The sequence below is a fragment of the Solwaraspora sp. WMMA2080 genome (assembly GCF_027497395.1).
In the GTDB taxonomy this organism is placed as follows: domain Bacteria; phylum Actinomycetota; class Actinomycetes; order Mycobacteriales; family Micromonosporaceae; genus Micromonospora_E.
On record NZ_CP114910.1, the window covers coordinates 4,366,894 to 4,387,696 of the forward strand.

Below are 20,803 nucleotides of genomic sequence, written 5' to 3' on the forward strand. Positions count from 1 at the left end.
CGGGTCGAACCCGCCGACCCGCCGACAGGTCCTACGATCATCGGGCCGCGACCGGACACGGCGCGTGATGGAGATCTGAGGATTCTCTGAGGAAGGGCTGAGCCTCAGGGTTCAGCCCAAACCCCTCAGGGTTCAGCCCAAACCCCTCAGGGTTCAGCCCAGACCGAAGCGTTCGGCGTGGATCTGGGCGTTCGGCACGCCGATGGCCCGGACACTGTCGACGACGGCGGTGGTCATCGCCGGCGGCCCGCAGACGAACACCTCGCGTTCGGTGATATCCGGCACCCGTGCGAGCAGGTTCTCCGGGTCGAACGGCCGGTTCGGCGGCGACCCGGACCCGGTGCGCCCGGTCAGCACGTGCAGCTGCGCACCCTGCGCGGCGGCCAGCCCTTGCAGCTCGCCGAGGAGCACCGCGTCGGTCTCCTTGGCCGCCCGGTAGAGCACCACCGTCGAACCGCCCGACTCCTCCAGCAGCGCCCGGATCGGGGTGACCCCGACGCCACCGGCGACCAGCAGGGTCTTGTCCAGTTTGCGGTGCAGGTTGGTGAATGCGCCGTACGGCCCCTCGATGAAGACCCGGTTGCCGACCTTCAGGTGCCGTAGCCCGGCGCTGGTCTTGCCGGCGGCCTTCGCGGTCAGCCGCAGGGAACGTCCGTCGGGTGCCGCCGACAGCGAGAACGGGTTCGCCTGCCACCAGCGGTTGTGACCGGGGAACCGCCAGATGCAGAACTGCCCGGCCCGCGAGGGCAGCCGGTCCAGGTGGCGGCCGGTGACGTACACCGAGGTCACGTTGTCGGCCTCGGGCACCACGGCGGCGACCCGGAACTGGTGGTACGCGTTGCGCCACAGCGGCACAGCGACCCGGTTGACGATCAGGGCCCCGATCACCAGTGCCCACAGTGTCCACCAGTAGATGTTGGCCGGGGCCGAGTCGAAGGTGGTGGTCTCCATGAACTGGTGCACCAGGCCGGCCAGCAGCGCGAGGTAGATCAGCACGTGCAGGCTGTGCCAGGCCTCGTACGGCAGGCGGCGGCGGGCGTACCGGATGGAGGCCCCGACCACGACGATCATGATGCCGGCGGCGATCATCCCGAGCAGCGAGGCGGTCACCCCGGCCAGGCTCAGGAACGTCTCGCCGAAGCCCATGTCGTACAGGGTGGCGTAGCCGGCAATCACGAACACCGCGTGCAGCATCACGGTCCAGAACAGACCGAAACCGATCCACCGGTGCCAGGCGGTGAGCCGGTCCATCCCGAGCCGCCGGTCCAGCCAGGGAATCCGGGCCACCAGGGTCAGCTGCAGCATCATGAACATGGCGGCGTGCAGGCCGAAGAACTTGGCGACGGTCAGCACCGGGTGCTTGCCCTGGCCGTACGCGAAGAAGGCCACTTCGAGGATCAACAGGTTGGCAGCCAGCACACCCCACAGGGTCCAGCGGGCCAAGGTCATCGGGGGGATGCCGGTCGGAGGGGTCGGGGTGGGGGTGGCCTCCATCGCGTCTCGCACGCGATTGGGATCGCCGTACAGCCGGCTCACTGCCTTACTCCCTGCTATCAGTTACTATCAATCGAATACCGGGAAGGGTGCCCCGCCGCCGGCGCTGGTGGCAACCGGCGGACGTTCGGGTCCGGTTCGATCATGAAGCAGGCAGACTCCGCCACGCTTGGCGGAGATCTGAGGATTCTCTGAGGATCCGCGTGCCGGGGGCACGGGTACCGCTCAGAGCCGACGGTACGGCTCAGAGCAGCTCGTGGCGTACCACGTTCTCCTCCCGGCCGGGACCGACGCCGACCACGCTGACCCGGGCCCGGCACAGCTCCTCGATCCGGGCGATGTAGCGCCGGGCGTTGACCGGCAGCTCCGCCTCGGTGCGGGCCGCGGTGATGTCCTCCCACCAGCCGTCGTGCTCCTCGTAGATCGGCGTGGCGTGGTGGAAGCCGGTCTGGGTCATCGGCATGTCGTCGAACCGCTCGCCGTCGATCTCGTAGCCGACGCAGATCGGCACCTTCGCCAGCCCGGTCAGCACGTCGAGCTTGGTGACGACCAGGTCGGTGATGCCGTTGAGCCGTACGGCGTACCGGCCGACGACCGCGTCGAACCAGCCACAGCGGCGCTCCCGACCGGTGGTGGTGCCGTACTCGGCACCGATCTTGCGCAGATGGTCACCAGCGGCGTCGAACAGCTCGGTCGGGAACGGCCCGGAGCCGACCCGGGTGGTGTACGCCTTGGTCACCCCGATCACCTTGGTGATCGCGGTCGGCGGGATGCCGGTGCCCACGCAGGCCCCGCCCGACGTGGGGTTGGACGAGGTCACGAACGGGTACGTGCCGTGGTCCATGTCGAGCATGGTGGCCTGCGCGCCCTCCAGCAGCACCGTGTCGCCCCGGTCCAGCGCGTCCCAGAGGATCGCCCGGGTCTCGGCGATGTGCGGACGCAGCCGCTGGGCGTACGCCAGGTACTCCTCGACCACCGCGTCCAGGTCGAGCGCCTTGCGGTTGTAGACCTTGAACAGGATCTGGTTCTTCTCCCGCAGCGCCAGCTCCAGCTTCTTGCGCAGGATGCCGGGGTCGAGCAGGTCCTGCACCCGGATGCCCATCCGGGCCACCTTGTCGCCGTACGCCGGCCCGATGCCGCGCCCGGTGGTGCCGATCCGCGACGATCCGAGGTAGCGCTCGACCACCCTGTCCAGCGCCCGGTGGTGCGGCATGATCAGGTGCGCGTCACCGGAGATCCGCAGCCGGGAGACGTCCACGCCGCGTTCGGCGAGGCCGTCGATCTCGGTCAGCAGGACCTTCGGGTCGACCACCACCCCGTTACCGATGATGATCATCGCGTTCGGGGAGAGCGCACCGGACGGCATCAGGTGCAGGGCGTACTTCTGCCCGTCCGGCGTGATCACGGTGTGCCCGGCGTTGTTGCCGCCGGAGAACCGCACCACGTAGTGGACCCGCTCGCCAAGCAGGTCGGTAACCTTGCCCTTGCCCTCGTCACCCCATTGCGCGCCGAGCAGCACGATCGCTGGCATCTTGTGTAACCCGCCTCCATGGGGCTCGGGTGCCAGGTGGCGACCGCGTGGCAAGCCCGAGGAGTCAGGCTAACAAGGGTCACGAACCTGGTGGACGTGGCCGCAGAGATCGGCGGAAGGCGGCGACGGTGTACGACGTGGTGCTGCTGACACTCGGCAGCCAGCCGGACGCGGGCTGCGACGGCGGCTGCGGTGTCAGCTGCGGCACGGCACTCACCCGGGCGAAGCCGGACTGCGCCGAACCGGTCCGGGTGCCGGTGCTGACCTGCCGGGACGCGCTGGTCGCCGCCGGCGCGCGGGTCGAGACGGTGACCGCACGCTCGGACCGGGAGATCGACGACGTCCTCGCACGACTGGACGGCCCGGCCCGGCCGGACGGTCTGACCTGGCCCGACGACGACGGCAAGACCCGGCTGATCGTCGCCACGGCCGCCGACGGGCAGCTGCGGGCGGTGCTGCGCCGGATGGTACGCCGCTACGCCCCGCCACCGAGCCGGCGACCCGCCGACCTGGCCGACTCCCGGACCCTGCCGGACCTGCCGGCGATCGGGGTACTGCCGCTCGACCCCGGCACCGACACCCGACGGGCAAGCGCAACCGGTATCCCGCCGGCCGACCTGGCCGGCCGGCTCGCCCTGCCCAGGGAGCCGGCCGCAGTCGCCGCCGCGGTCCTCGGCGGCCGGCAGCGGCGGCTGGACCTGCTGCGTACCGACGGTGGCTCGGTGACCCTGGACGGCGCGCTGCTGGGTGCCGCCGACGAGCACGACCACCCGTTACCCTGGCGCGGACGGATCGAGGTCGATGACGCCGTGCTGAGCGCGGGCAACGACCCGCTGTTGGCCTGCGTGGTGGCGAACGCCGACGGATACGCCCGGCTGGCGGAGGTGGAACTGGTGGCCCGAGCGGACCCGGCGGACGGGGTGCTGGAGGTGGCGGTGGCGGTGCCGGTGAAGACCAGGTCGTGGTGGCGCGGCGAGCGGGTACGCATCGAGATCCGCCGGGCCCGTGGTCGCGCGGCGGCGGTCACCCCGCGCGACGGCGAACTACCGTTCCTGGATGACGGGGTGGCGGGCGGCTTGACCCGGAAACGCTCCTGGTGGGTGGAACCAGGCGCCTGGGCCGTGTACACATACTGACCTGGTATGCGACGCTAAGTAGCGACTGACCTGCACATCCTCGGGTTGTCCGTGGGGGGCTAGGGGGGTACTACGCAGTGCACGACAACACCGATCCGGGGCGTTCGACCGACGCTGACGGAGGCCAGGTGGAGGAGCCGTTCTGGCCGCCGGACGAGGTCGTGGCCACTCCCCGCAACGATCAGACCATCGCGGTACCGGTCATCCCAACGGTGACGTCCGGAGCCGAGGTCCGGCCCGACAACGGCAGGACGGCCGGCAACGGTCGGTTGCCCGCCGACCGCGACCCGGAGCTGCCGCATTCGCCGGCGTCGCCGTGGGCGCAGCCACCCAGCAGGTTGACCAGCCGCTCGACCGGTGCTGCTGGTTCTGGGGGCACCGCCCGCGACGGTGGCACCGGCGGCGATGCTGGTCCGTCCGGTGCCGTGCCGCCGGCTCCCCGGCGGTCACCGGAGCAGCCCGTACCGTTGGCGGAGCAACCCGTACCGCCGGCGGACGCGGCCGCGCCCACGTCGGAGGCGCCCGGCCGGCCGCACCCGACACCGCCCCGGCCCGGCCCGACCCACCCCCGCCAGCCGCATCCTGGTCCCAGCCGGCCCGCCCCGCCACCCGGTCAGACGCCGACGCCGCCCCCACTACCGCCGCCTGGGCCAACCGGCCCCGGCCGGCCGAGTGAGCCTCGGGAAGAGGTGACGGAACCCGCGCCGGGCCAGCCCGCCGACCCGTGGGCCCCGCCCGCCGCCGGCCCGGTGTCGGCAGCCGCGTCGGTGTCGGCAGCCGGCTGGGACGACTGGACCCCGACGGACAGCGGAGCCTGGTCACCCCCAGCGCCAGCGCCTACCCAGACTCCGGCGGCGTCGGCGTACCAGCAGGTGAGTCCGGGCGTGACCGAGCTGCCCCGACAGCCGTACCAGGAAGCGCCCGGGGTGCACCGGATGCCGTCGCCTCCGGTGCCGGACGCTCCGGTGCCGCCGCCACGGTCGGCGATGTTCGACTCGGGCTACCCGGTGCCGCCCGGGGTGCTCGGGTCGGTGCAGCAAGGTCCCACCCAGCAGGGTCCCGCGTACCAGGATCCCCTGCAGCAGCCGGCCGCGCCGACGCACCAGCAGGCCAGCCCGTCGGCCGACGGCAGCCAACTGCCGGCGGGCTGGACACCCGAGTCGTTCGTGCCGACCGCCGAGGAGTTCGCCCTGCGGCGGGCGACGAAACCGGCCGACCCGGTCGCCACGATGGGGGTCCGGGCCGCGCTCAACCGGACCACGCTGGGCCTGGTCAAGCTGCCGCCGGGGCAGCACGAGCAGGAGATCCGGCGGGACGTCGAGATGGTGCGCCGCAACTTCGGTGGGCTGCGCCAGGTCACCGTGGTCAACCCGAAGGGCGGGGCCGGCAAGACCGTCGCCATCCTGATGCTGGCCATGACGTTCGGGCAGAAGCGCGGCGGCTACGTGCTGGCCTGGGACAACAACGAGACACAGGGCACCCTCGGCATGCGCGCCCAGCAGGACTTCCACTCCCGTACGGTCCGGGACATGCTGCGCGACCTGCGCCTGTTCCAGGGGTCACACGGCCGGGTCGGCGACCTGTCGCAGTACGTGCGGGCGCAGGGCGAAGGCATGTTCGACGTGCTCGCCTCGGACGAGTCGGCCACCGCCGGCGAGATGCTGACCGCCGCCGCGTTCGCCGAGATCCGTGAGGTGGTCAGCCGGTTCTACAAGTTGATCTTCGTGGACACCGGGAACAACGTACGGGCACAGAACTGGCAGGCGGCGATCGACGCCACCGACCAGCTCGTGGTGACCATGTCGGCCCGCAACGACTCCGCCGAGCCGGCCGCCCGGATGCTCGACCACCTGGAGCAGACCGGCCGGCAGCGGCTGGTCCGCCAGGCGGTCACCGTCATCTCCATGCCGCCGTCCCGCCGGGAGATCGACCTGGCGCCGATCCACCGGCACTTCGCCGCCCGCACCCGTACGGTGCTGCTGGCACCGTACGAGCGGATCATCGACAGCGGGGAACCGATCCGGTACGGGCAGTTGTCCGCGACGTTCCGGCAGGCATGGCTGAAGATCGCCTCGGCGGTGGCCGAAGGGCTCTGAGCCGTCAACTGCTGGCGAGAGCGTCCCCGGCGGCCGGGTCGCAGTCCCGCAGGAACTGCGCGCACCGGGCGGCCTCGTCGCTCTCACCGATCTCGCCGGCCGCCCGGGACAGCAGGTGCAGGCAGGCCAGGAAACCCTGGTTCGGCCGGTGCGACCAGGGCACCGGGCCGTGCCCCTTCCAGCCGCTGCGGCGCAGCTGGTCCAGGCCCCGGTGGTAGCCGGTGCGGGCGTAGGCGTACGCGGCGACGACCTCGCCCCTGGTGAACGCACGCTGGGCGAGCACCGCCCAGGCCCGACTGTAGGTGGGGTGGCGGCCGGCGGCAGCGGCGTACGCCTCCTCGGTGTCCACCTGGGCAGCCTCGGCAAGAGCCGCCTCGGCCTGCTCGTCGCCGGGCAGCGTGGTGGCCGGCGGTTCGGGCAACAGGTTCTGCATTTTGCCCATTCAACCTGTATTCGCAGCGACATGGTGTCTGAACGGATGAGTCCTTCGTCACGCGTGCGGCGGGTGTGCCGATGCCGGTACTCGACTAGAAATAGAGGTCCGGAGCCTCCCCAGGAACCGGTTTGGGAAGCCCGGTGGCCTCGTGCCACCGGGCTTCGCTGCACGACCGCAGGCTTCGCCGTACCACCGGGCTTCGCTGCGCCATGCCACGCCGGTTGCGGCGGTACGGAAAAATGGCCGGATGCCCACGCCACCTCCCGCAGCGCTGTCCGGCGACTACGACTCCACCCCGCACGAGGTGGAGTCCCGCGCCGAGCTCGACCATCATCTGCGCGCCGGCAGCCTGGCCGGGCTGACCGTGCAGGGACTGCAGCTCGACGTACCGCCGGTGCCCGACCTCACCGACATCGACCTCACCGACACGTTGTTTCTGGGCTGTTCGTTCCCGTCGGCGGCGGCGGAAGCGGAGCTGGTGCGCCGGGGCGCGCACGTGGTCCCACCGTTCGCCGGGCGGCCGTACCCGAGCCACCCGCCCCGGCTGTACACCCCGGCCGACCTGGCCGCCGGGTTCGCCGAGCACGGTGCCGACGGGATGTACGACAACCTGGTCTACCGGCATTTCCGCCGGCACGGCGGCGCCCAGCCGCAGATCCGCGAGGCGCTGGCCCAGCGGCTGCACGACCACGGCATCGACAACGCGCTCGCCGACGCCACCCGGACCTGGATCGACCGGTACGGGCCGGCCTCGGTGATCGGGGTGATGGGCGGGCACGCGGTGCCGCGCGGCACCTCCGCGTACCGGCTGGCCGCCACGCTCGGCTGGGAGCTGGCCCGGGCCGGCCGGCTGGTGGTCACCGGCGGCGGGCCGGGCGTGATGGAGGCGGCGAACCTCGGCGCGTACCTGAGCAGCCACGACGCCGAAGAGCTGACCGACGCCATCGACCTGCTGGCCGGCGCGCCGGACTACGCAGACCAGCAGCCGTACACCGCCGCCGCGCTGGCGGTCCGCGACCGGTACCCGGTCGACGCGGCGGTGTCCGACGACAGCGGCTCCGGCTGGGCGCGGGCCGGCGGGCTCGCCATCCCCACCTGGCTGTACGGGCACGAACCGGCCAACCTGTTCGCCGGCCGGATCGCCAAGTACTTCTGCAACGCCGTCCGGGAGGACACCATCCTGCGGCTGGCCCGGGGCGGCATCGTGTTCGCGCCGGGCCGGGCCGGCACCGTGCAGGAGGTGTTCCAGGCGGCCACGAAGACGTTCTACGGCACCGACGGGGCCAGCGGCCCGTACGTCTTCCTGGACCGCGCCTTCTGGACCCAGACCCTGCCGGTCGAGGCGATGCTGGCGCCGCTGCTGGCGCTGTCCCCGGCCGGCGACCTGTCCCCGCTGATCCGGCTCACCGACGACGTGCACGAGGCGGTCGCGCTGCTCACCGCCGACGCGCTGCCGCCGGTCGTACCGCACCAGGTCACCAGGTCGAGCTGACCTTCGGCTCAGGGCACGACGTCGGCGACGACGCAGGCGACGTTGTCCGGGGCACCCGCCTGGTACGCCAGGTCGATCACCGTGCGTACCGTCTCGGCCGGGTCGAGCCCGGCGGCGACCGCGGCGGCGAGGTCGTCGTCGGGCACCACCGCCCAGACCCCGTCGGAGCAGAGCAGATACCGGTCGTACGCGACGATCCGATGCGCCGCGTACGCCGGTTTCGCCGTCCCGGTGCCGTCCAGCGCCTGGGTGAGCAGCGCCCGCCGCCGGTGTGCCAGCGCCAGCGCCGGGTCGAGCCGGCCGGCGTCCACCAGCGCCTGCACGTAGCTGTCGTCGCGGGTGAGCCGGGTCAGTGCGCCGCCCCGCCACCGGTACGCCCGGGTGTCGCCGACGTGCACCAGCTCGAACCGGTCGCCGACCTGCAGCAACGCGGTCACCGTACTGACCGGCGACGCACCCGTGCCGGCACCCACCTGGCGGATCGCGTCGTCGGCGGCGCGGTACGCGTCCGCCAGGGCCGTGCCCGGCGCATCCGCCAGGACCGTGCCCGGCGCATCCGACGGTCCGGTGTCGAGCTGCGCGAGCGCCTTGATCACCGCGCTGCTGGCCTGCGCCCCACCCGGGCCGGCGGCACCGTCGGCGACCGCGAGCAGTCGGCGTCCGGCGTACGCCCGGTCCTCGTTGCTGGTCCGCACCCGGCCGATGTCGGTACGGACGGCGCTACGCAGGCCGAAGCCTGCCGGTCGGTCGGTCATTGTCGTTCTCCTCGTCTGGAGTTCCGCGACGAGGCTGGTCACGAGTTGTTCCCTGGCCGCCGTCTCGGCCTGGGTGGCCGACCACCAGCGGGCGATCTCCCCGGCGACGGCCACCGGGTCGTCCGGCCAGTGCGCGCAGACCTGCCGAACGCGGCGCAGCGGCATCCCGCCACGCCGCAGCCGGGCCATTAACCGGGCCAGCTCCAGCTGCTCCGGCCGGTAGTAGCGGTAGCCGGACTCCGGGTCGACGGCCGCCGGCCGGAGCAGCCCCGTGTCGGCGTAGATCCGCAACGCCTTGACCGTCAGTCCGGCGGCGCGGGCGAACGCGCCGATGGTGAGCAGCCGCATCGTGCCCCTCCTCGTGCCGGCCGTGGTCGACCGGCAAGGGTCATGCTGTGGTCGGCCCCAAGGTCCGGGTCAAGCCCGTCGGCGGGGTCGGGCCAAGCATCGGTGGGCTCAGGCGACGGGGCGGCGGCGCCAGGCGACGATCGGCAGCTCGACGTCGGGCTCGGCGGACAGGCCGTTCTCGTCGAGGGCGTTCTGTACGGCCAACCGGGCCCCGTCGAAAAGGAACTCGACGGCGTGCAGCACGTGCGGACGCCAGTGCGACGGCATGATCCGCTCGATCACGTTGACCGCCCGCAGCGGTCGGCCCCGGGCCGGCAGAGGCGCCGGATGCCGGTCGCTGTGCCAGTCCAGCCGCAGGCCGGGCAGGTCCAGCGGCATGGACATGTCGACCTGGTTCCAGGTGATCGCGCATTCGTCGAACTTGCGGTGGGTGACCTCGACGTTGACGTCACCGAAGCCGAGGATGACCGGGCCGTTTGCGTACCAGGTATCCAGGTCGAGGTCCCACATCAGCCAGGTGTCGACCAGTGGGCGTCCGATGATGCGGGAGAACCGGGCCCGGTGGGCGGCGGCGAGCGTCGCGGCGTCGTGGCACCACTGTGGCTCGTACCCATCGATGCCGAGCACGACCGACCTCCGCAGCGGACCACTCTGAATCGGTAGATCCTACCGGTGTGGTTCGTACGACGGCGACGCGCGGCCGGCCCCGGGGTACGGGACCGGCCGCGCGGCGAGTGGTTCGGTGGGTGTTACTTGGCCAGCGTGGTGCCGGTGGAGCGCAGGTGCTCGCAGGCGTCGACGACCCGCTTGGCCATCCCGGCCTCGGCCGCCTTGCCCCAGGCCCGGGGGTCGTACGACTTCTTGTCGCCGACCTCGCCGTCGATCTTCAGCACCCCGTCGTACTTGGTGAACATGTGGGTGACGACCGGGCGGGTGAAGGCGTACTGGGTGTCGGTGTCGATGTTCATCTTCACCACGCCGTAGTCCAGCGCGGCCCGGATCTCCTCCAGCAGCGAGCCGGAGCCGCCGTGGAAGACCAGGCTGAGCGGCTTCTCCTTGCCGTACTTGGCGCCGACCGCGTCCTGGATCTCCTTGAGGATCTCCGGCCGCAGCTTGACGTTGCCCGGCTTGTAGACGCCGTGCACGTTGCCGAAGGTGAGCGCCGCCATGTAGCGGCCCTTCTCGCCGAGACCGAGCGCCTCGACCATGGCCAGCCCGTCCTCGACGGTGGTGTACAGCTTCTCGTCGATGGCACCGACGACGCCGTCCTCCTCGCCGCCGACGACGCCGACCTCGATCTCCAGCACGACCTTGGCGGCGGCGGCCTCGGCCAGCAGCTCGGTGGCGATCTCCAGGTTCTCCTTCAGCGGTACGGCGGAGCCGTCCCACATGTGCGACTGGAACAGCGGCGCGCCACCGGCGGCGACCCGCTCCTTGGAGGCGGCCAGCAGCGGGCGGACGAAGCCGTCGAGCTTGCCCTTCGGGCAGTGGTCGGTGTGCAGCGCAATGTTGACCGGGTACTTCTTGGCCACCTCCTCGGCGAAGGCGGCGAAGGCCAGCGAGCCGCTGACCATGTCCTTGATGGTCGGGCCGGACAGGTACTCGGCACCACCGGTGGAGACCTGGATGATGCCGTCGCTCTCCGCCTCGGCGAAGCCCTGCAGCGCGGCGTTGAGGGTCTGCGAGGACGTGACGTTGATGGCGGGGTACGCGAACGCGCCGGCCTTGGCGCGGTCAAGCATCTCGGCGTAGACCTCGGGAGAGGCGATGGGCATCTCGAACGCTCCTTTGTACCGGTTCGGCCCGTCGACGGGCCGGATTCCATGCTCAGCTCACTGCGCTGGACCGCGCTGTCCTCCGCTAGGCAGTATCCCGCAGCGGCACTGCCCCGGCGACATCGGCCCTGTCTGTGGGCCTGCGACATCGGCCCTGTCTGTGGGCACGGTCAGCGGCGGTCGTACTTGTCGGGGATGACCAGGCTGATCAGCCAGCCGACGACGGCCATGACGATCGCTCCCCAGAATGCCGGCCAGAACCCGTCGATGGCGAACGGCAGGTCCAGTTGTTGCGCCAGCCAGTCGGTCAGCAGGAAGAGCAGGGCGTTGACGACCAGTGCGAACAGGCCGAGGGTGAGGAGGTAGAAGACACAGCCGACGACCTTGATGACCGGTTTGAGGACCGCGTTGACCAGTCCGAAGATCAGCGCCACGATGACCAGGGTCAGCGCGTTGTTGGTCGCGGTGTCACCGGTGACGTCGATGCCGGGCACGATCAGCGTGGTTATCCACAGGGCGACCGCGTTGACCGCGAGCCTGATCAGGAATCCCATACTGCCATCCTGCCACCCGGAGTAAACCACTGCGCCACAAAAACGGACAAGCCTCTTATCTTGGACGGTGGTCGGCGGGCACCCCGGTTGACCCGTACCGTGGTGGGAGCACCGGTACGGACGAACGAACGGAGGCGAGACATGACCTACCCGGACGAGGACATCGCCCCAGGGGACCACCTCGCTCCCGAGGAACGTGACCCGGAGGCGCCCGCCGACGACGCGGTCGAGCAGTCGGTCGTGGCCAACCCGGTCGAGCAGCAGCCCGAGGTGCACCGCGGTCTGGAGGTCGACGACTGGGACGCGGTCGAGCAGTCCCGCATCGTCGACCTCGATGATGACGACGGCTACCGCTGACCGTTGACCGCGTCGGAGCGGCCGCCACGCATCCGCGATAAGACGGAAACCGCGCATCAGCGATAACCGGTGTCGACCGGTGTCGACCGGTGGCGGCCGGCTGGCACCATCACCCGGGTGCTGATGACCGTGACGACGACCCACCGGCCCGCCACCGACCTCGGCTACCTGCTGGTCAAACATCCGGACCGGATGCAGTCGTTCGACGTACCCACCGGCACGGCGCACGTGTTCTACCCGGAGGCCACCGAGCAGCGCTGCACCGCCGCGCTGCTGCTCGACGTCGACCCGGCGCGGCTCGCCGCCGGCGGCCCGCGCCGTGGCCGGCGCACGGCCGCGATGCCGGAGAGCTTCACCCTCGGCCAGTACGTCAACGACCGGCCGTACGCCGCGTCCAGCCTGCTCGCCGCCGCCCTCGCCAAGGTGTTCCGGTCCGCGCTGCGCGGTGAGAGCCGGGACCGCCCCGAGCTGCCCGGCACCGCCCTGCCGTTGACCATCCGGGTGCCGGTGCTGCGCTGCCGGGGCGGCGCCGCCCTCGCCGAGCGCCTGTTCAGCCCGCTCGGCTGGACGGTGACTGCCCGGCCCATCCCACTGGACGAGCGCTACCCGCAGTGGGGGGACAGCCGCTACGTCGACCTCACCCTGACCGGCACGCTGCGGGTCGCCGACGCGCTCAACCACCTGTATGTGCTGCTGCCGGTGCTGGACGACGCCAAGCACTACTGGATCGCCCCGGACGAGTTGGACAAGCTGATCCGGGCCGGCGAGGGCTGGCTGGCCGGCCACCCGGAACGCCGGTTGATCACCCGGCGCTACCTGGCCCACCGCCGGGTGCTCGCCCGACGCGCCGAGGACCGGCTCGCCGAGGCGCGGGCCGCCGAGCTGCGGCTGGCCGACGCCGGCCCGGGTGCCGACGAGGACGCGGGGCTGCCGGCGGCGGTCCGGCCGCGACCGCTGGCAGCGACCCGCCGGGCCGCCGTGCTCACCGCGCTGGCCGAGGCCGGTGCCACCCGGGTGCTCGACCTGGGCTGCGGCGGCGGTGCACTGCTGACCGAACTGCTCGCCCAGCCCCGGTTCACCGAGATCGTCGGCACCGACGTGTCGGCCCGGGCGCTGGAGCTGGCCGCCCGGCGGCTGCGACTGGACCGGCTCCCGGCGCGCCAGCAGCAGCGGGTACGGCTGTGGCAGTCGGCGCTGACCTACCGCGACGACCGGCTGCGCGGCTACGACGCCGCCGTACTGATGGAAGTCGTCGAGCACCTCGACCCGCCCCGGCTGCCGGCGCTGGCCGAAGCGGTCTTCGGCCACGCCCGCCCCGCAACCGTGCTGGTGACCACCCCGAACGTGGAGTACAACGTGCGCTACGAAGGCCTCGCCGCGGGCGCGCTGCGGCACCCGGACCACCGGTTCGAGTGGACCCGCGCCGAGTTCGCCGACTGGGCCGGCCGGGTCGCCGCGGCGTACGGCTACCGGGTCGGGTTCCGGCCGGTCGGCCAGGTCGATCCGGACGTGGGGCCGCCGACCCAACTGGCGGTCTTCACCCGCGACGACGCCGGCCCGGACAGCACCGGCCCGAACGGCGCGGGCGCCGGGGGTGCCCGGTGACCGTACTGGAGATCCCCGAACTCGCCCTGATCGCCCTGGTCGGTGTCTCCGGCTCCGGCAAGTCGACCTTCGCCCGCCGGCACTTCGCCGCCACCCAGGTGCTCTCCTCGGACACCTTCCGGGCAATGGTCGCCGACGACGAGAACGACCAGTCGGCGTCGGCGGACGCCTTCGACGCGCTGCACTACGTCGCCGGCAAGCGGCTGCGGGCTGGCCGGCTCACTGTGGTCGACGCCACCAACCTGCAGGAACATGCCCGGGCCGGGCTCGTCGCCGTCGCCCGGGAACACGACGTACTGCCGGTCGCGGTGGTGCTCGACGTGCCCGAGCAGCTCTGCTGGGAACGGACCCAGGGCCGGGTCGACCGCGCCTTCGGCCGACACGTGATCACCCGGATGCAGCGTGATCTGCGCCGCTCGGTCGGCCGGCTGGCCCGGGAAGGCTTCCGGCACGTGTTCGTGCTGCGCGGCACCGACGAGATCGACGCCGCCGAGATCCGGCTGACCCGGCTGTACAACGACCGGCGGGAGCTGACCGGGCCGTTCGACATCATCGGTGACGTGCACGGCTGCCGCGCCGAACTGGAGGCGCTGCTGACGAAGCTGGGTTGGGCGCTCGACCGCGACGACGCCGGCCGACCGATCGACGCCCGGCACCCGCAGGGGCGTACCGCGGTCTTCGTCGGTGACCTGGTCGACCGCGGCCCGGACTCGCCCGGCGTGCTGCGCCTGGTGATGGGGATGGTGCGGGCCGGCACCGCGCTCTGCGTGCCCGGCAACCACGAGCAGAAGCTGCTGCGCAAGCTGCGGGGCCGCAAGGTGACCGTGTCGCACGGGCTGGCCGAGACCCTGGAGCAGCTGGCCGCCGAACCGGCCGGGTTCACCGACGAGGTCGTCAAGTTCATCGACGGCCTGGTCAGCCACTACCGGCTCGACGGCGGTGCGCTGGTGGTGGCGCACGCCGGGCTCAAGGCCGAATACCAGGGCCGGGCTTCCGGCCGGGTGCGCGGCTTCGCGCTGTACGGGGAGACCACCGGTGAGACCGACGAGTACGGCCTGCCGGTGCGCTACCCGTGGGCCCGCGACTACCGGGGTGCCGCCACCGTGGTCTACGGGCACACCCCGACTACCCGCCCCGACTGGGTGAACAACACCATCTGCATCGACACCGGTTGCGTCTTCGGTGGCCGGCTGACCGCGCTGCGCTACCCGTCGCGGGATCTCGTCTCGGTGCCGGCCGACCGCGAGTACTACCCGCCGATGCGGCCGCTGACGGCCGAGCCGGGTGCCGCCGACGGCACCGGACCTGGGACGGACCGCCCCGACGACGTGCTGGACCTGCGTGACGTCACCGGCCGCCGGCACATCGACTACGGCTACGGGACCACGACGGTCCCGGCGGAGAACGCGGCCGCCGCGTTGGAGGTGATGAGTCGTTTCGCGGTGGATCCCCGGTGGCTGGTCTGGCTACCGCCGACCATGGCTCCCTGCTCGACGTCGACCCGGGACGGGTTCCTGGAGCATCCGGCGGAGGCGTTCGCCGACTACCGGGCCGCCGGTGTCGACCGGGTGGTCTGCCAGGAGAAGCACATGGGATCCCGGGCGGTGGTGCTGGTCTGCCGCGACCCGGCGGGCGACCCGCTGTTCGGCCACGGCGGCGGGGTGGTGCACACCCGGACCGGGCGGCCGTTCTTCACCTCAGGTGAGCGGACCGACGCGTTGCTGTCCCGGATCCGGACTGCGGCCGAGGCCGCCGGGCTGTGGCAACGGCTGGCCACCGGTGCCGGGCCGGCCGGTTGGCTGCTGCTCGACTGCGAGCTGCTGCCCTGGTCGGCGAAGGCGCTCGGGCTGATCCGCGACCAGTACGCCAGCGTCGCCGCCGCCGGCCGGGCCGCGCTGCCCGCTGCGTTGGACGTACTCGACGCCGCCGCCGGTCGGGGCCTGCCGGTCGGGCAACTGCGTGCCCGGTTGGCCCGGCGGGCCGTTGACGTCGACCGGTACGCCGACGCCTACCGGGCCTACGTCGGTGACCCGGACGCGGTGACGTTGGCGCCGTTCGCGGTGCTGGCCGCAGCGGCCACTCGCCCGCCGGCCGGGACCACGGCTGGCACCTGGAGTGCGCGGACGCGCTGGTGGCGGCCGATCCACAGCTGTTCACCACCACCCGACGGCGGGTGGTCGACCTGGCCGACGACGCGGCGGTGGCCGACGCCACCGACTGGTGGTCGGAGCTGACGGCGGCCGGCGGTGAGGGCATGGTGGTCAAGCCGTACGCCGGACTGGCCGCCCGCAGCGGCACCGGCCGGCTGCTGCAGCCTGGCGTCAAGTGCCGGGGCCGGGAGTATCTGCGGATCATCTACGGCCCGGAGTACACCGAACCGGAGCGGCTGGCCGCGCTGCGCCGTCGATCGTTGGGCCGCAAGCGGTCGATGGCGCTGCGCGAACACGGTCTCGGTCTGGCCGCGCTGGATCTGCTGGCCGCCGGCGCACCGCTGTGGCGCCGACACGAGCTGGTCTTCGCGGTGCTCGCCTGCGAGTCCGAACCGGTCGACCCCCGACTGTGAACACTGGCCCGGTATGGTTCTGCAAATGTCAGTGCGCGAACGTGTCGGCCATGTGTTCCGGGGGGCGGCGATCGGGGTGGCAGAGGCCGTCCCGGGAGTCAGCGGTGGGACCATCGCCCTGGTCACCGGCGTGTACGAGCGGCTCATCGCCTCGGCCGGGCACCTGATCAGCGCGGTCCGGTACGCGGTCACCGACGTGCCCCGCAAGCAGGGCTGGGCACGCAGCCGGGAGCAGTTCCGGCAGGTGCACTGGGGAGTGATCATCCCGCTGGCGCTGGGCATGCTGCCCGGTCTGCTGATCGCCGCCCGGCTGCTGGAGCCGATGCTGGAGGAGCACCCAGAGCAGACCCGAGGGTTGTTCTTCGGCCTGGTGCTGGCCTCGGTGCTGGTGCCGGTTTCGATGATCGGCCGGCCGTGGCGCGGCCGGGACGTGTTCGCGGTGGTCGCCGCCGGGGTCGCGGCGTTCGTGCTGACCGGTCTGCCATCGGCCAGCATCGACCCGAACCCGGTGGTGGTGCTGCTGGCTGCGGCGGTCGCGGTCTGCGCGCTGGTGCTGCCGGGCGTGTCCGGGTCGTTCCTGCTGCTGACCGTCGGGCTCTACGAGCCGACCATCGAGGCGGTCAACGACCGGGACTTCGGCTACCTGGCGGTCTTTGCCGTCGGCATGCTCGTCGGGTTGACGCTGTTCGTAAAGCTGCTGCAGTACCTGTTGGAGCACCACCGGCGGGTGACCCTGGCGGTGATGACCGGAGTGATTGTCGGCAGCTTGCGGGCGCTGTGGCCGTGGCAGACCGAGGAGCGCGGGCTGCTCGCCCCTGGCGGCAACGTGCTGTCGGTGGTGTTGCTGCTGGTGCTGGGGGTCGCCATCGTCACCGCGATGGTGGTTCTGGAGCAGCGTCGGCTGCGCCGCGCGGCGGTCGATGTCACCCAGGAGGAGTCGCCGCAGCTGCCGACCCACCACTGAGCCCGGCCGGCCGGGTGTGGCCGATGCCGTGCCAGGGGTTCAGACGGTGCCGTGCTCCGCGTCCGGCAACTGGTCCAGGTAGTCGGCCGGCAGCGGCGTCAGGTCGTCGAGCCGACCGACGGCCAGTGCCCGGTAGGTGAGCCGGGCGGCCTCTTCCAGGTTGACCGCCCGTTTGTGGGCGAGCTCCACCGATCCGGCCAGTACGGAGCAGCCGTGCCGGGACAGGATCAGGCAGTTGGTGCCGTCGGCGGCCGCGTCGGCGGCGGCTCGGGCGAGACGCTGTCCGCCGGGCGGCGCGAACGGCACGGTGACGACGCGCCGCAGGTAGAAGGCGTGGTCGGTGGTGACCAGCCGGATCGGTACGCCGAGCGCGTCCAGCAGCAGCATGCTCTGCGGGTGCAGGTGCACGATGGCGCGGACGTCGGGGCGGGCACGGTAGACCGCCAGATGCAGCGCCAGCTCACTGGTCGGCCGGACCTGCGGTTCGTCGGGCAGGGTGCAGCCGTCCGCGATCCGCACCCGGGCGAACGATGCCGGGCCGAGCCGGTCCAGCCAGGTGCCGGACGCGGTTACCCAGCATTCATCGCCGCCCGGCAGGCGGGCGGACAGGTTGCCACCGGAGCCCACGACGAGACCGGCACGCACCACGTCGGACCCGACGTGGGCGAGCTGGTCCCGCAGATCGCCAGCGACGTACGTCACGCGGCGACCTCCGTAAACCTTGGGCACCTTGCCTGGCGGCTCCGCCTCCGCGAGTCGACCAGGCAAGGTGCCGTCAGGTCAGCGTGCCTTCTTGGTGGCGCGCTTACGCGGCGGGGTCAGCAGATCCGCGATCGTGGCGATCGCGGTCGGCACCAGCCGGTAGTAAGCCCACACTCCGCGCTTCTCCCGCTCCAGCAAGCCGGCCTCGGTGAGGATACGCAGGTGGTGGCTCACCGTCGGCTGGGAGAGCCCCAGCGGAGCAGTGAGGTCGCAGACGCAGGCCTCGCCTTCCGGTGCCGACTGGATCAGGCTGAGCAGCCTGAGTCGGGCCGGGTCGGCGAGCGCCTTGAGGACTCCAGCGAGTCGCTCCGCGTCCGCGCGTTCGATCGGCTCGCCGGCAAGCGGCGAGATTTGAGGCATGGTCATTTCAGCCAACGCAGTTCCCACGAAACCCATCCTTCCACCAAACAGCATCGATCCGCCTGCATATCAGCAGATCCGAATCGGCAAACTTTTAGGCCGGAAGGCCGAGGTCAGCCAACGTATAGGCGGCCCGATAGGCCAGTCCGGCTGCCCGAACCGCGTCACCGGCCCCACGATCGACGATCACCGCCACGCCGACCACCTCAGCTCCTGCCTTCTGTAGCGCCTCGACTGCGGTCAGTACGCTCCCACCGGTCGTCGAGGTGTCCTCCACTGCCAGCACCCGCCGGCCGGCCACGTCCGGCCCTTCGATCCGTCGCTGGAGTCCGTGCGTCTTGTCGGCCTTGCGCACCACGAAGGCGTCCAGTCGCCGTTGCTCCGCCGCAGCGGCGTGCAACATGGACAGAGCCACCGGGTCCGCTCCCAACGTCAGGCCGCCAACCGCCTCGTACTCCCAGTCCGCAGTGAGATCGAGCAGCACCCGTCCCACCAGCGGTGCGGCGGCGTGGTGCAGCGTCACCCGCCGCAGGTCGACGTACCAGTCAGCCTCGCGACCTGACGACAGCACCACCCTGCCGTGCACCACGGCCAGATCAGTGATGAATTTGCGCAGGTCGTCGTGGTCGCCCATGTCACAAAGAGTACTGCCCGTCACTGGGCCCCCATCCGCCGGCCCGGCAACTCGCCGATAACGCCATCCACGTCGCTAGCTGCCCATACACCACAAAACTCCAGGTCGCGGCAGCAGGAAGCGTTTCGACGGGCACGCTGGTACGCTCTCCGGCTCACTCGCGACCCTTCGGCCGGCCGGCGGCCAACCGGAGCAGCCCATGCGGAGCGTGACGCACCACAGTGGCGAGCGTCTTGTAGCGCCAGTCGGGGACGCTCACCGCCCGCCCCCTGGCCAGGTCCCGCAGACCATCGGCGACCACGTCGTCGGCCCGCAGCCACAGCCAGGTCGGCGAGCCGGAGGTCCGGATACCGGCGCGTTCGTGGAACTCGGTGCGGACGTAGCCCGGGCACAACGCCATCACCCGCACCCCGAGGTGGCGGACCGACATGTCGATCGACTCACTGAAGTTCGTCACCCAGGCCTTGCTCGCCGAATAGGTCGAACCAGCTGCTAACGGACCAAAGCCCGCCACCGACGAGACATTAATCACTCTGCCCTGTCGGCGTTGCACCATGCCGGGCAGGACGGCATGCGTCAACCGCAGCACCGCCTCCACATTGAGCCGCAGCAGCCGCAGCTCGTCCGCCTCGTCGGTGCGCCGGAACGACCGGTTCAGACCGATGCCCGCGTTGTTGACCAGCAGGTCGACCGGTGCGTCGACGGACCGCAGCCGGTCGGCCACGACGGTCACTCCACCGTCAGTAGCCAGGTCGGCGTCGAGCACCTCGACGGTCACGCCGTGCCGGTCGGCCAGGTCGTCAGCAAGCGTGGTGAGCCGCTGCCGGTCACGGGCGACCAGCACCAGCCGGTACCCGTCGCCGGCGAGCCGACGGGCGAAGCTGGCACCGAGGCCGGCAGTGGCCCCGGTGACCAGTGCGGTACGCAGGGCAGGCTTGTCCCCCACGTCGTCACCTCCTACGAGGACCGGGTCTCCCCGTACCGGCGGGTCGGTCCGCCCCGGGCGGACCGACCCGTGATCGACCGATCATCAGCTGGTCGGCGGCGGGGGGTTGCCCGGCGGATTCTCCGACGGTCCGGCAGCTGGCGGCGCACCTGGTGCCGGCGGCGGGCCGGGCGGGGTGGCCGGCGGCGGGCCGGCGGCCGGTGGTGTGCCGGGAGCGGCGGGGTAGCTCGGGTAGGCGCCGCCCGGCATCGGCGGCACGCCGTACCCGCCGCCCGGCACCGGCGGCTCCCAGGCGACGGCGGGCTTACGGAAGAAGTCGTTCGACGGCGGCAGCGCCAGCAGAATCAGCGCGGTCAGCAGCGCCAGCACGGTCACGACGCCGAGCAACAGGTTGGCCGGCTCATACCAGCCGGGCAGCGCGGCCTCCAGATCCCGTTGCACCTGCGCCGGGTCCGGCATGTTCGGGTCGGTGCTGGTCGGGCCGGTGGGCAACGCGCTGCCGGCCGCGCCGAGCGCGAGCCCGCCCCCGGAGCAGCAGAGGAAGATGCCACCGAGCACCCAGGTGACAATCCGAGACGGGTTCTTGCCCCGGTTGTTGAGCAGAGCCAGCACCACCAGGCCGGCGGCGATCAGCAGGCCGAAGATCGCGCCGGCGATCAGGGAGATCGTCGTGAGGCTGCTGATGGCCTCCATGTCGGTGCCGGCGTAGGCGTCCTCGTAGACCTGTTGCATCGTGCCCATCACCGACAGCGCGACGATCAGGCCGACGACCTGCAGCGCGGCGATCAGGTACAGCAGGTAACTCGAAATGGTGACGGTGCTCGGCCGCGCCTTGACCGGTGGCGCGGCCGGATTCGGATCCGACACGGCTCTCCTTCCCGAAGCTTCGGAAGATCACCGTAGCGGTACCCCGCCAGTGACACGGGGCAAACGGACGCCGCGTCGACCTCGCGTTTCGTCGCCGAACCCGGCCTCGCAGTCGAGCAGAGCGATCG

General features: G+C 71.7%; 19 protein-coding genes and 1 pseudogene. 7 read left to right on the forward strand and 13 right to left on the reverse strand.

Annotated elements, in window-relative coordinates; genetic code table 11:
- Positions 1-153: 153 nt before the first annotated feature.
- Positions 154-1,506 (reverse strand): ferredoxin reductase family protein, encoded by a 1,353-nt coding sequence (locus tag O7543_RS19765; RefSeq protein ID WP_281552467.1) that lies wholly within the window; start codon positions 1,504-1,506, stop codon positions 154-156.
- 232 nt (positions 1,507-1,738) lie between these two features.
- Positions 1,739-3,025: an adenylosuccinate synthase gene (locus O7543_RS19770; protein WP_281552466.1), complete on the reverse strand. Its 1,287-nt coding sequence runs from the start codon at positions 3,023-3,025 to the stop codon at positions 1,739-1,741.
- 128 nt (positions 3,026-3,153) lie between these two features.
- On the opposite strand from O7543_RS19770, the gene O7543_RS19775 reads away from it, so the two are divergent.
- Positions 3,154-4,161 (forward strand): hypothetical protein, encoded by a 1,008-nt coding sequence (locus tag O7543_RS19775; RefSeq protein ID WP_281552465.1) that lies wholly within the window; start codon positions 3,154-3,156, stop codon positions 4,159-4,161.
- Between the two features lie 181 nt (positions 4,162-4,342).
- On the opposite strand, the gene O7543_RS19780 is transcribed toward O7543_RS19775, so the two are convergent.
- Complete coding sequence (locus tag O7543_RS19780; RefSeq protein WP_281555824.1) at positions 4,343-4,540, reverse strand: hypothetical protein; 198 nt, start codon at positions 4,538-4,540, stop codon at positions 4,343-4,345.
- On the opposite strand from O7543_RS19780, the gene O7543_RS19785 reads away from it, so the two are divergent.
- The gene (locus tag O7543_RS19785; protein WP_281555780.1) at positions 4,455-6,257 is read left to right on the forward strand and encodes a chromosome partitioning protein; all 1,803 of its coding nucleotides are present in this window, start codon (positions 4,455-4,457) and stop codon (positions 6,255-6,257) included. The two genes, O7543_RS19780 and O7543_RS19785, sit on opposite strands and share 86 nt — an antisense overlap.
- 4 nt (positions 6,258-6,261) lie before the next feature.
- On the opposite strand, the gene O7543_RS19790 is transcribed toward O7543_RS19785, so the two are convergent.
- Positions 6,262-6,690 carry a DUF3151 domain-containing protein gene (locus tag O7543_RS19790; protein WP_281552464.1) on the reverse strand — a complete coding sequence of 143 codons (429 nt, stop codon included), beginning with the start codon at positions 6,688-6,690 and terminating at the stop codon, positions 6,262-6,264.
- A 250-nt stretch (positions 6,691-6,940) separates the two neighbouring features.
- Between O7543_RS19790 and O7543_RS19795 the strand changes: the two genes are divergently transcribed.
- Positions 6,941-8,185, forward strand: a complete 1,245-nt coding sequence (locus O7543_RS19795) for a hypothetical protein (protein WP_281552463.1) — start codon at positions 6,941-6,943, stop codon at positions 8,183-8,185.
- Positions 8,186-8,193: 8 nt separating this feature from the next.
- On the opposite strand, the gene O7543_RS19800 is transcribed toward O7543_RS19795, so the two are convergent.
- The 4 genes from O7543_RS19800 to O7543_RS19815 form a co-directional block, all read right to left on the reverse strand.
- Positions 8,194-9,288, reverse strand: a complete 1,095-nt coding sequence (locus O7543_RS19800) for a MerR family transcriptional regulator (RefSeq protein WP_281552462.1) — start codon at positions 9,286-9,288, stop codon at positions 8,194-8,196.
- A 108-nt stretch (positions 9,289-9,396) separates the two neighbouring features.
- Positions 9,397-9,915 (reverse strand): hypothetical protein, encoded by a 519-nt coding sequence (locus O7543_RS19805; protein ID WP_278172659.1) that lies wholly within the window; start codon positions 9,913-9,915, stop codon positions 9,397-9,399.
- A 122-nt stretch (positions 9,916-10,037) separates the two neighbouring features.
- Positions 10,038-11,063, reverse strand: coding sequence for a class II fructose-bisphosphate aldolase (gene fbaA / locus O7543_RS19810; RefSeq protein WP_281552461.1), 1,026 nt, complete (start codon positions 11,061-11,063; stop codon positions 10,038-10,040).
- A 170-nt stretch (positions 11,064-11,233) separates the two neighbouring features.
- A complete protein-coding gene (locus tag O7543_RS19815; RefSeq protein ID WP_123606505.1) occupies positions 11,234-11,617 on the reverse strand; it encodes a phage holin family protein in 384 nt (127 codons plus the stop codon).
- A gap of 141 nt (positions 11,618-11,758) precedes the next feature.
- On the opposite strand from O7543_RS19815, the gene O7543_RS19820 reads away from it, so the two are divergent.
- The 4 genes and pseudogenes from O7543_RS19820 to O7543_RS19835 all read left to right on the forward strand — a co-directional run bounded on the left by O7543_RS19820 (position 11,759) and on the right by O7543_RS19835 (position 17,106).
- Complete coding sequence (locus O7543_RS19820) at positions 11,759-11,974, forward strand: hypothetical protein (protein ID WP_123606506.1); 216 nt, start codon at positions 11,759-11,761, stop codon at positions 11,972-11,974.
- 117 nt (positions 11,975-12,091) lie between these two features.
- A complete protein-coding gene (locus O7543_RS19825; RefSeq protein WP_281555779.1) occupies positions 12,092-13,579 on the forward strand; it encodes a 3' terminal RNA ribose 2'-O-methyltransferase Hen1 in 1,488 nt (495 codons plus the stop codon).
- A pseudogene (locus tag O7543_RS19830) lies at positions 13,576-16,142 on the forward strand (polynucleotide kinase-phosphatase). Before O7543_RS19825 ends, O7543_RS19830 begins: the two are co-directional and overlap by 4 nt.
- A gap of 25 nt (positions 16,143-16,167) precedes the next feature.
- Positions 16,168-17,106: a DUF368 domain-containing protein gene (locus O7543_RS19835; RefSeq protein ID WP_281552460.1), complete on the forward strand. Its 939-nt coding sequence runs from the start codon at positions 16,168-16,170 to the stop codon at positions 17,104-17,106.
- Positions 17,107-17,145: 39 nt separating this feature from the next.
- Here O7543_RS19835 and O7543_RS19840 read toward each other — a convergent pair whose 3' ends face one another.
- The 5 genes from O7543_RS19840 to O7543_RS19860 all read right to left on the reverse strand — a co-directional run bounded on the left by O7543_RS19840 (position 17,146) and on the right by O7543_RS19860 (position 20,675).
- Positions 17,146-17,808, reverse strand: a complete 663-nt coding sequence (locus O7543_RS19840; protein ID WP_281552459.1) for a class II aldolase/adducin family protein — start codon at positions 17,806-17,808, stop codon at positions 17,146-17,148.
- 78 nt (positions 17,809-17,886) lie between these two features.
- The gene (locus tag O7543_RS19845; protein WP_123606510.1) at positions 17,887-18,264 is read right to left on the reverse strand and encodes a metalloregulator ArsR/SmtB family transcription factor; all 378 of its coding nucleotides are present in this window, start codon (positions 18,262-18,264) and stop codon (positions 17,887-17,889) included.
- A gap of 58 nt (positions 18,265-18,322) precedes the next feature.
- Complete coding sequence (pyrE, locus tag O7543_RS19850; RefSeq protein ID WP_281552458.1) at positions 18,323-18,862, reverse strand: orotate phosphoribosyltransferase; 540 nt, start codon at positions 18,860-18,862, stop codon at positions 18,323-18,325.
- 154 nt (positions 18,863-19,016) lie between these two features.
- The gene (locus tag O7543_RS19855) at positions 19,017-19,808 is read right to left on the reverse strand and encodes an SDR family oxidoreductase (protein WP_281552457.1); all 792 of its coding nucleotides are present in this window, start codon (positions 19,806-19,808) and stop codon (positions 19,017-19,019) included.
- Positions 19,809-19,892: 84 nt separating this feature from the next.
- On the reverse strand, positions 19,893-20,675 hold the full coding sequence (locus tag O7543_RS19860) for a hypothetical protein (RefSeq protein WP_281552456.1): 783 nt from the start codon (positions 20,673-20,675) through the stop codon (positions 19,893-19,895).
- Between the last annotated feature and the right edge of the window lie 128 nt (positions 20,676-20,803).

What these genes read in the sequence shown, in the direction of transcription:
- O7543_RS19770 (WP_281552466.1), bottom strand. Translation starts at nt 3,025, where the DNA reads ATGCCAGCGATCGTGCTGCTCGGCGCGCAATGGGGTGACGAGGGCAAG.
- O7543_RS19790 (WP_281552464.1), bottom strand. Translation starts at nt 6,690, where the DNA reads ATGCAGAACCTGTTGCCCGAACCGCCGGCCACCACGCTGCCCGGCGAC.
- O7543_RS19795 (WP_281552463.1), top strand. Translation starts at nt 6,941, where the DNA reads ATGCCCACGCCACCTCCCGCAGCGCTGTCCGGCGACTACGACTCCACC.
- O7543_RS19800 (WP_281552462.1), bottom strand. Translation starts at nt 9,288, where the DNA reads ATGCGGCTGCTCACCATCGGCGCGTTCGCCCGCGCCGCCGGACTGACG.
- fbaA (WP_281552461.1), bottom strand. Translation starts at nt 11,063, where the DNA reads ATGCCCATCGCCTCTCCCGAGGTCTACGCCGAGATGCTTGACCGCGCC.
- O7543_RS19815 (WP_123606505.1), bottom strand. Translation starts at nt 11,617, where the DNA reads ATGGGATTCCTGATCAGGCTCGCGGTCAACGCGGTCGCCCTGTGGATA.
- O7543_RS19820 (WP_123606506.1), top strand. Translation starts at nt 11,759, where the DNA reads ATGACCTACCCGGACGAGGACATCGCCCCAGGGGACCACCTCGCTCCC.
- O7543_RS19835 (WP_281552460.1), top strand. Translation starts at nt 16,168, where the DNA reads ATGTCAGTGCGCGAACGTGTCGGCCATGTGTTCCGGGGGGCGGCGATC.
- O7543_RS19845 (WP_123606510.1), bottom strand. Translation starts at nt 18,264, where the DNA reads ATGGGTTTCGTGGGAACTGCGTTGGCTGAAATGACCATGCCTCAAATC.
- pyrE (WP_281552458.1), bottom strand. Translation starts at nt 18,862, where the DNA reads ATGGGCGACCACGACGACCTGCGCAAATTCATCACTGATCTGGCCGTG.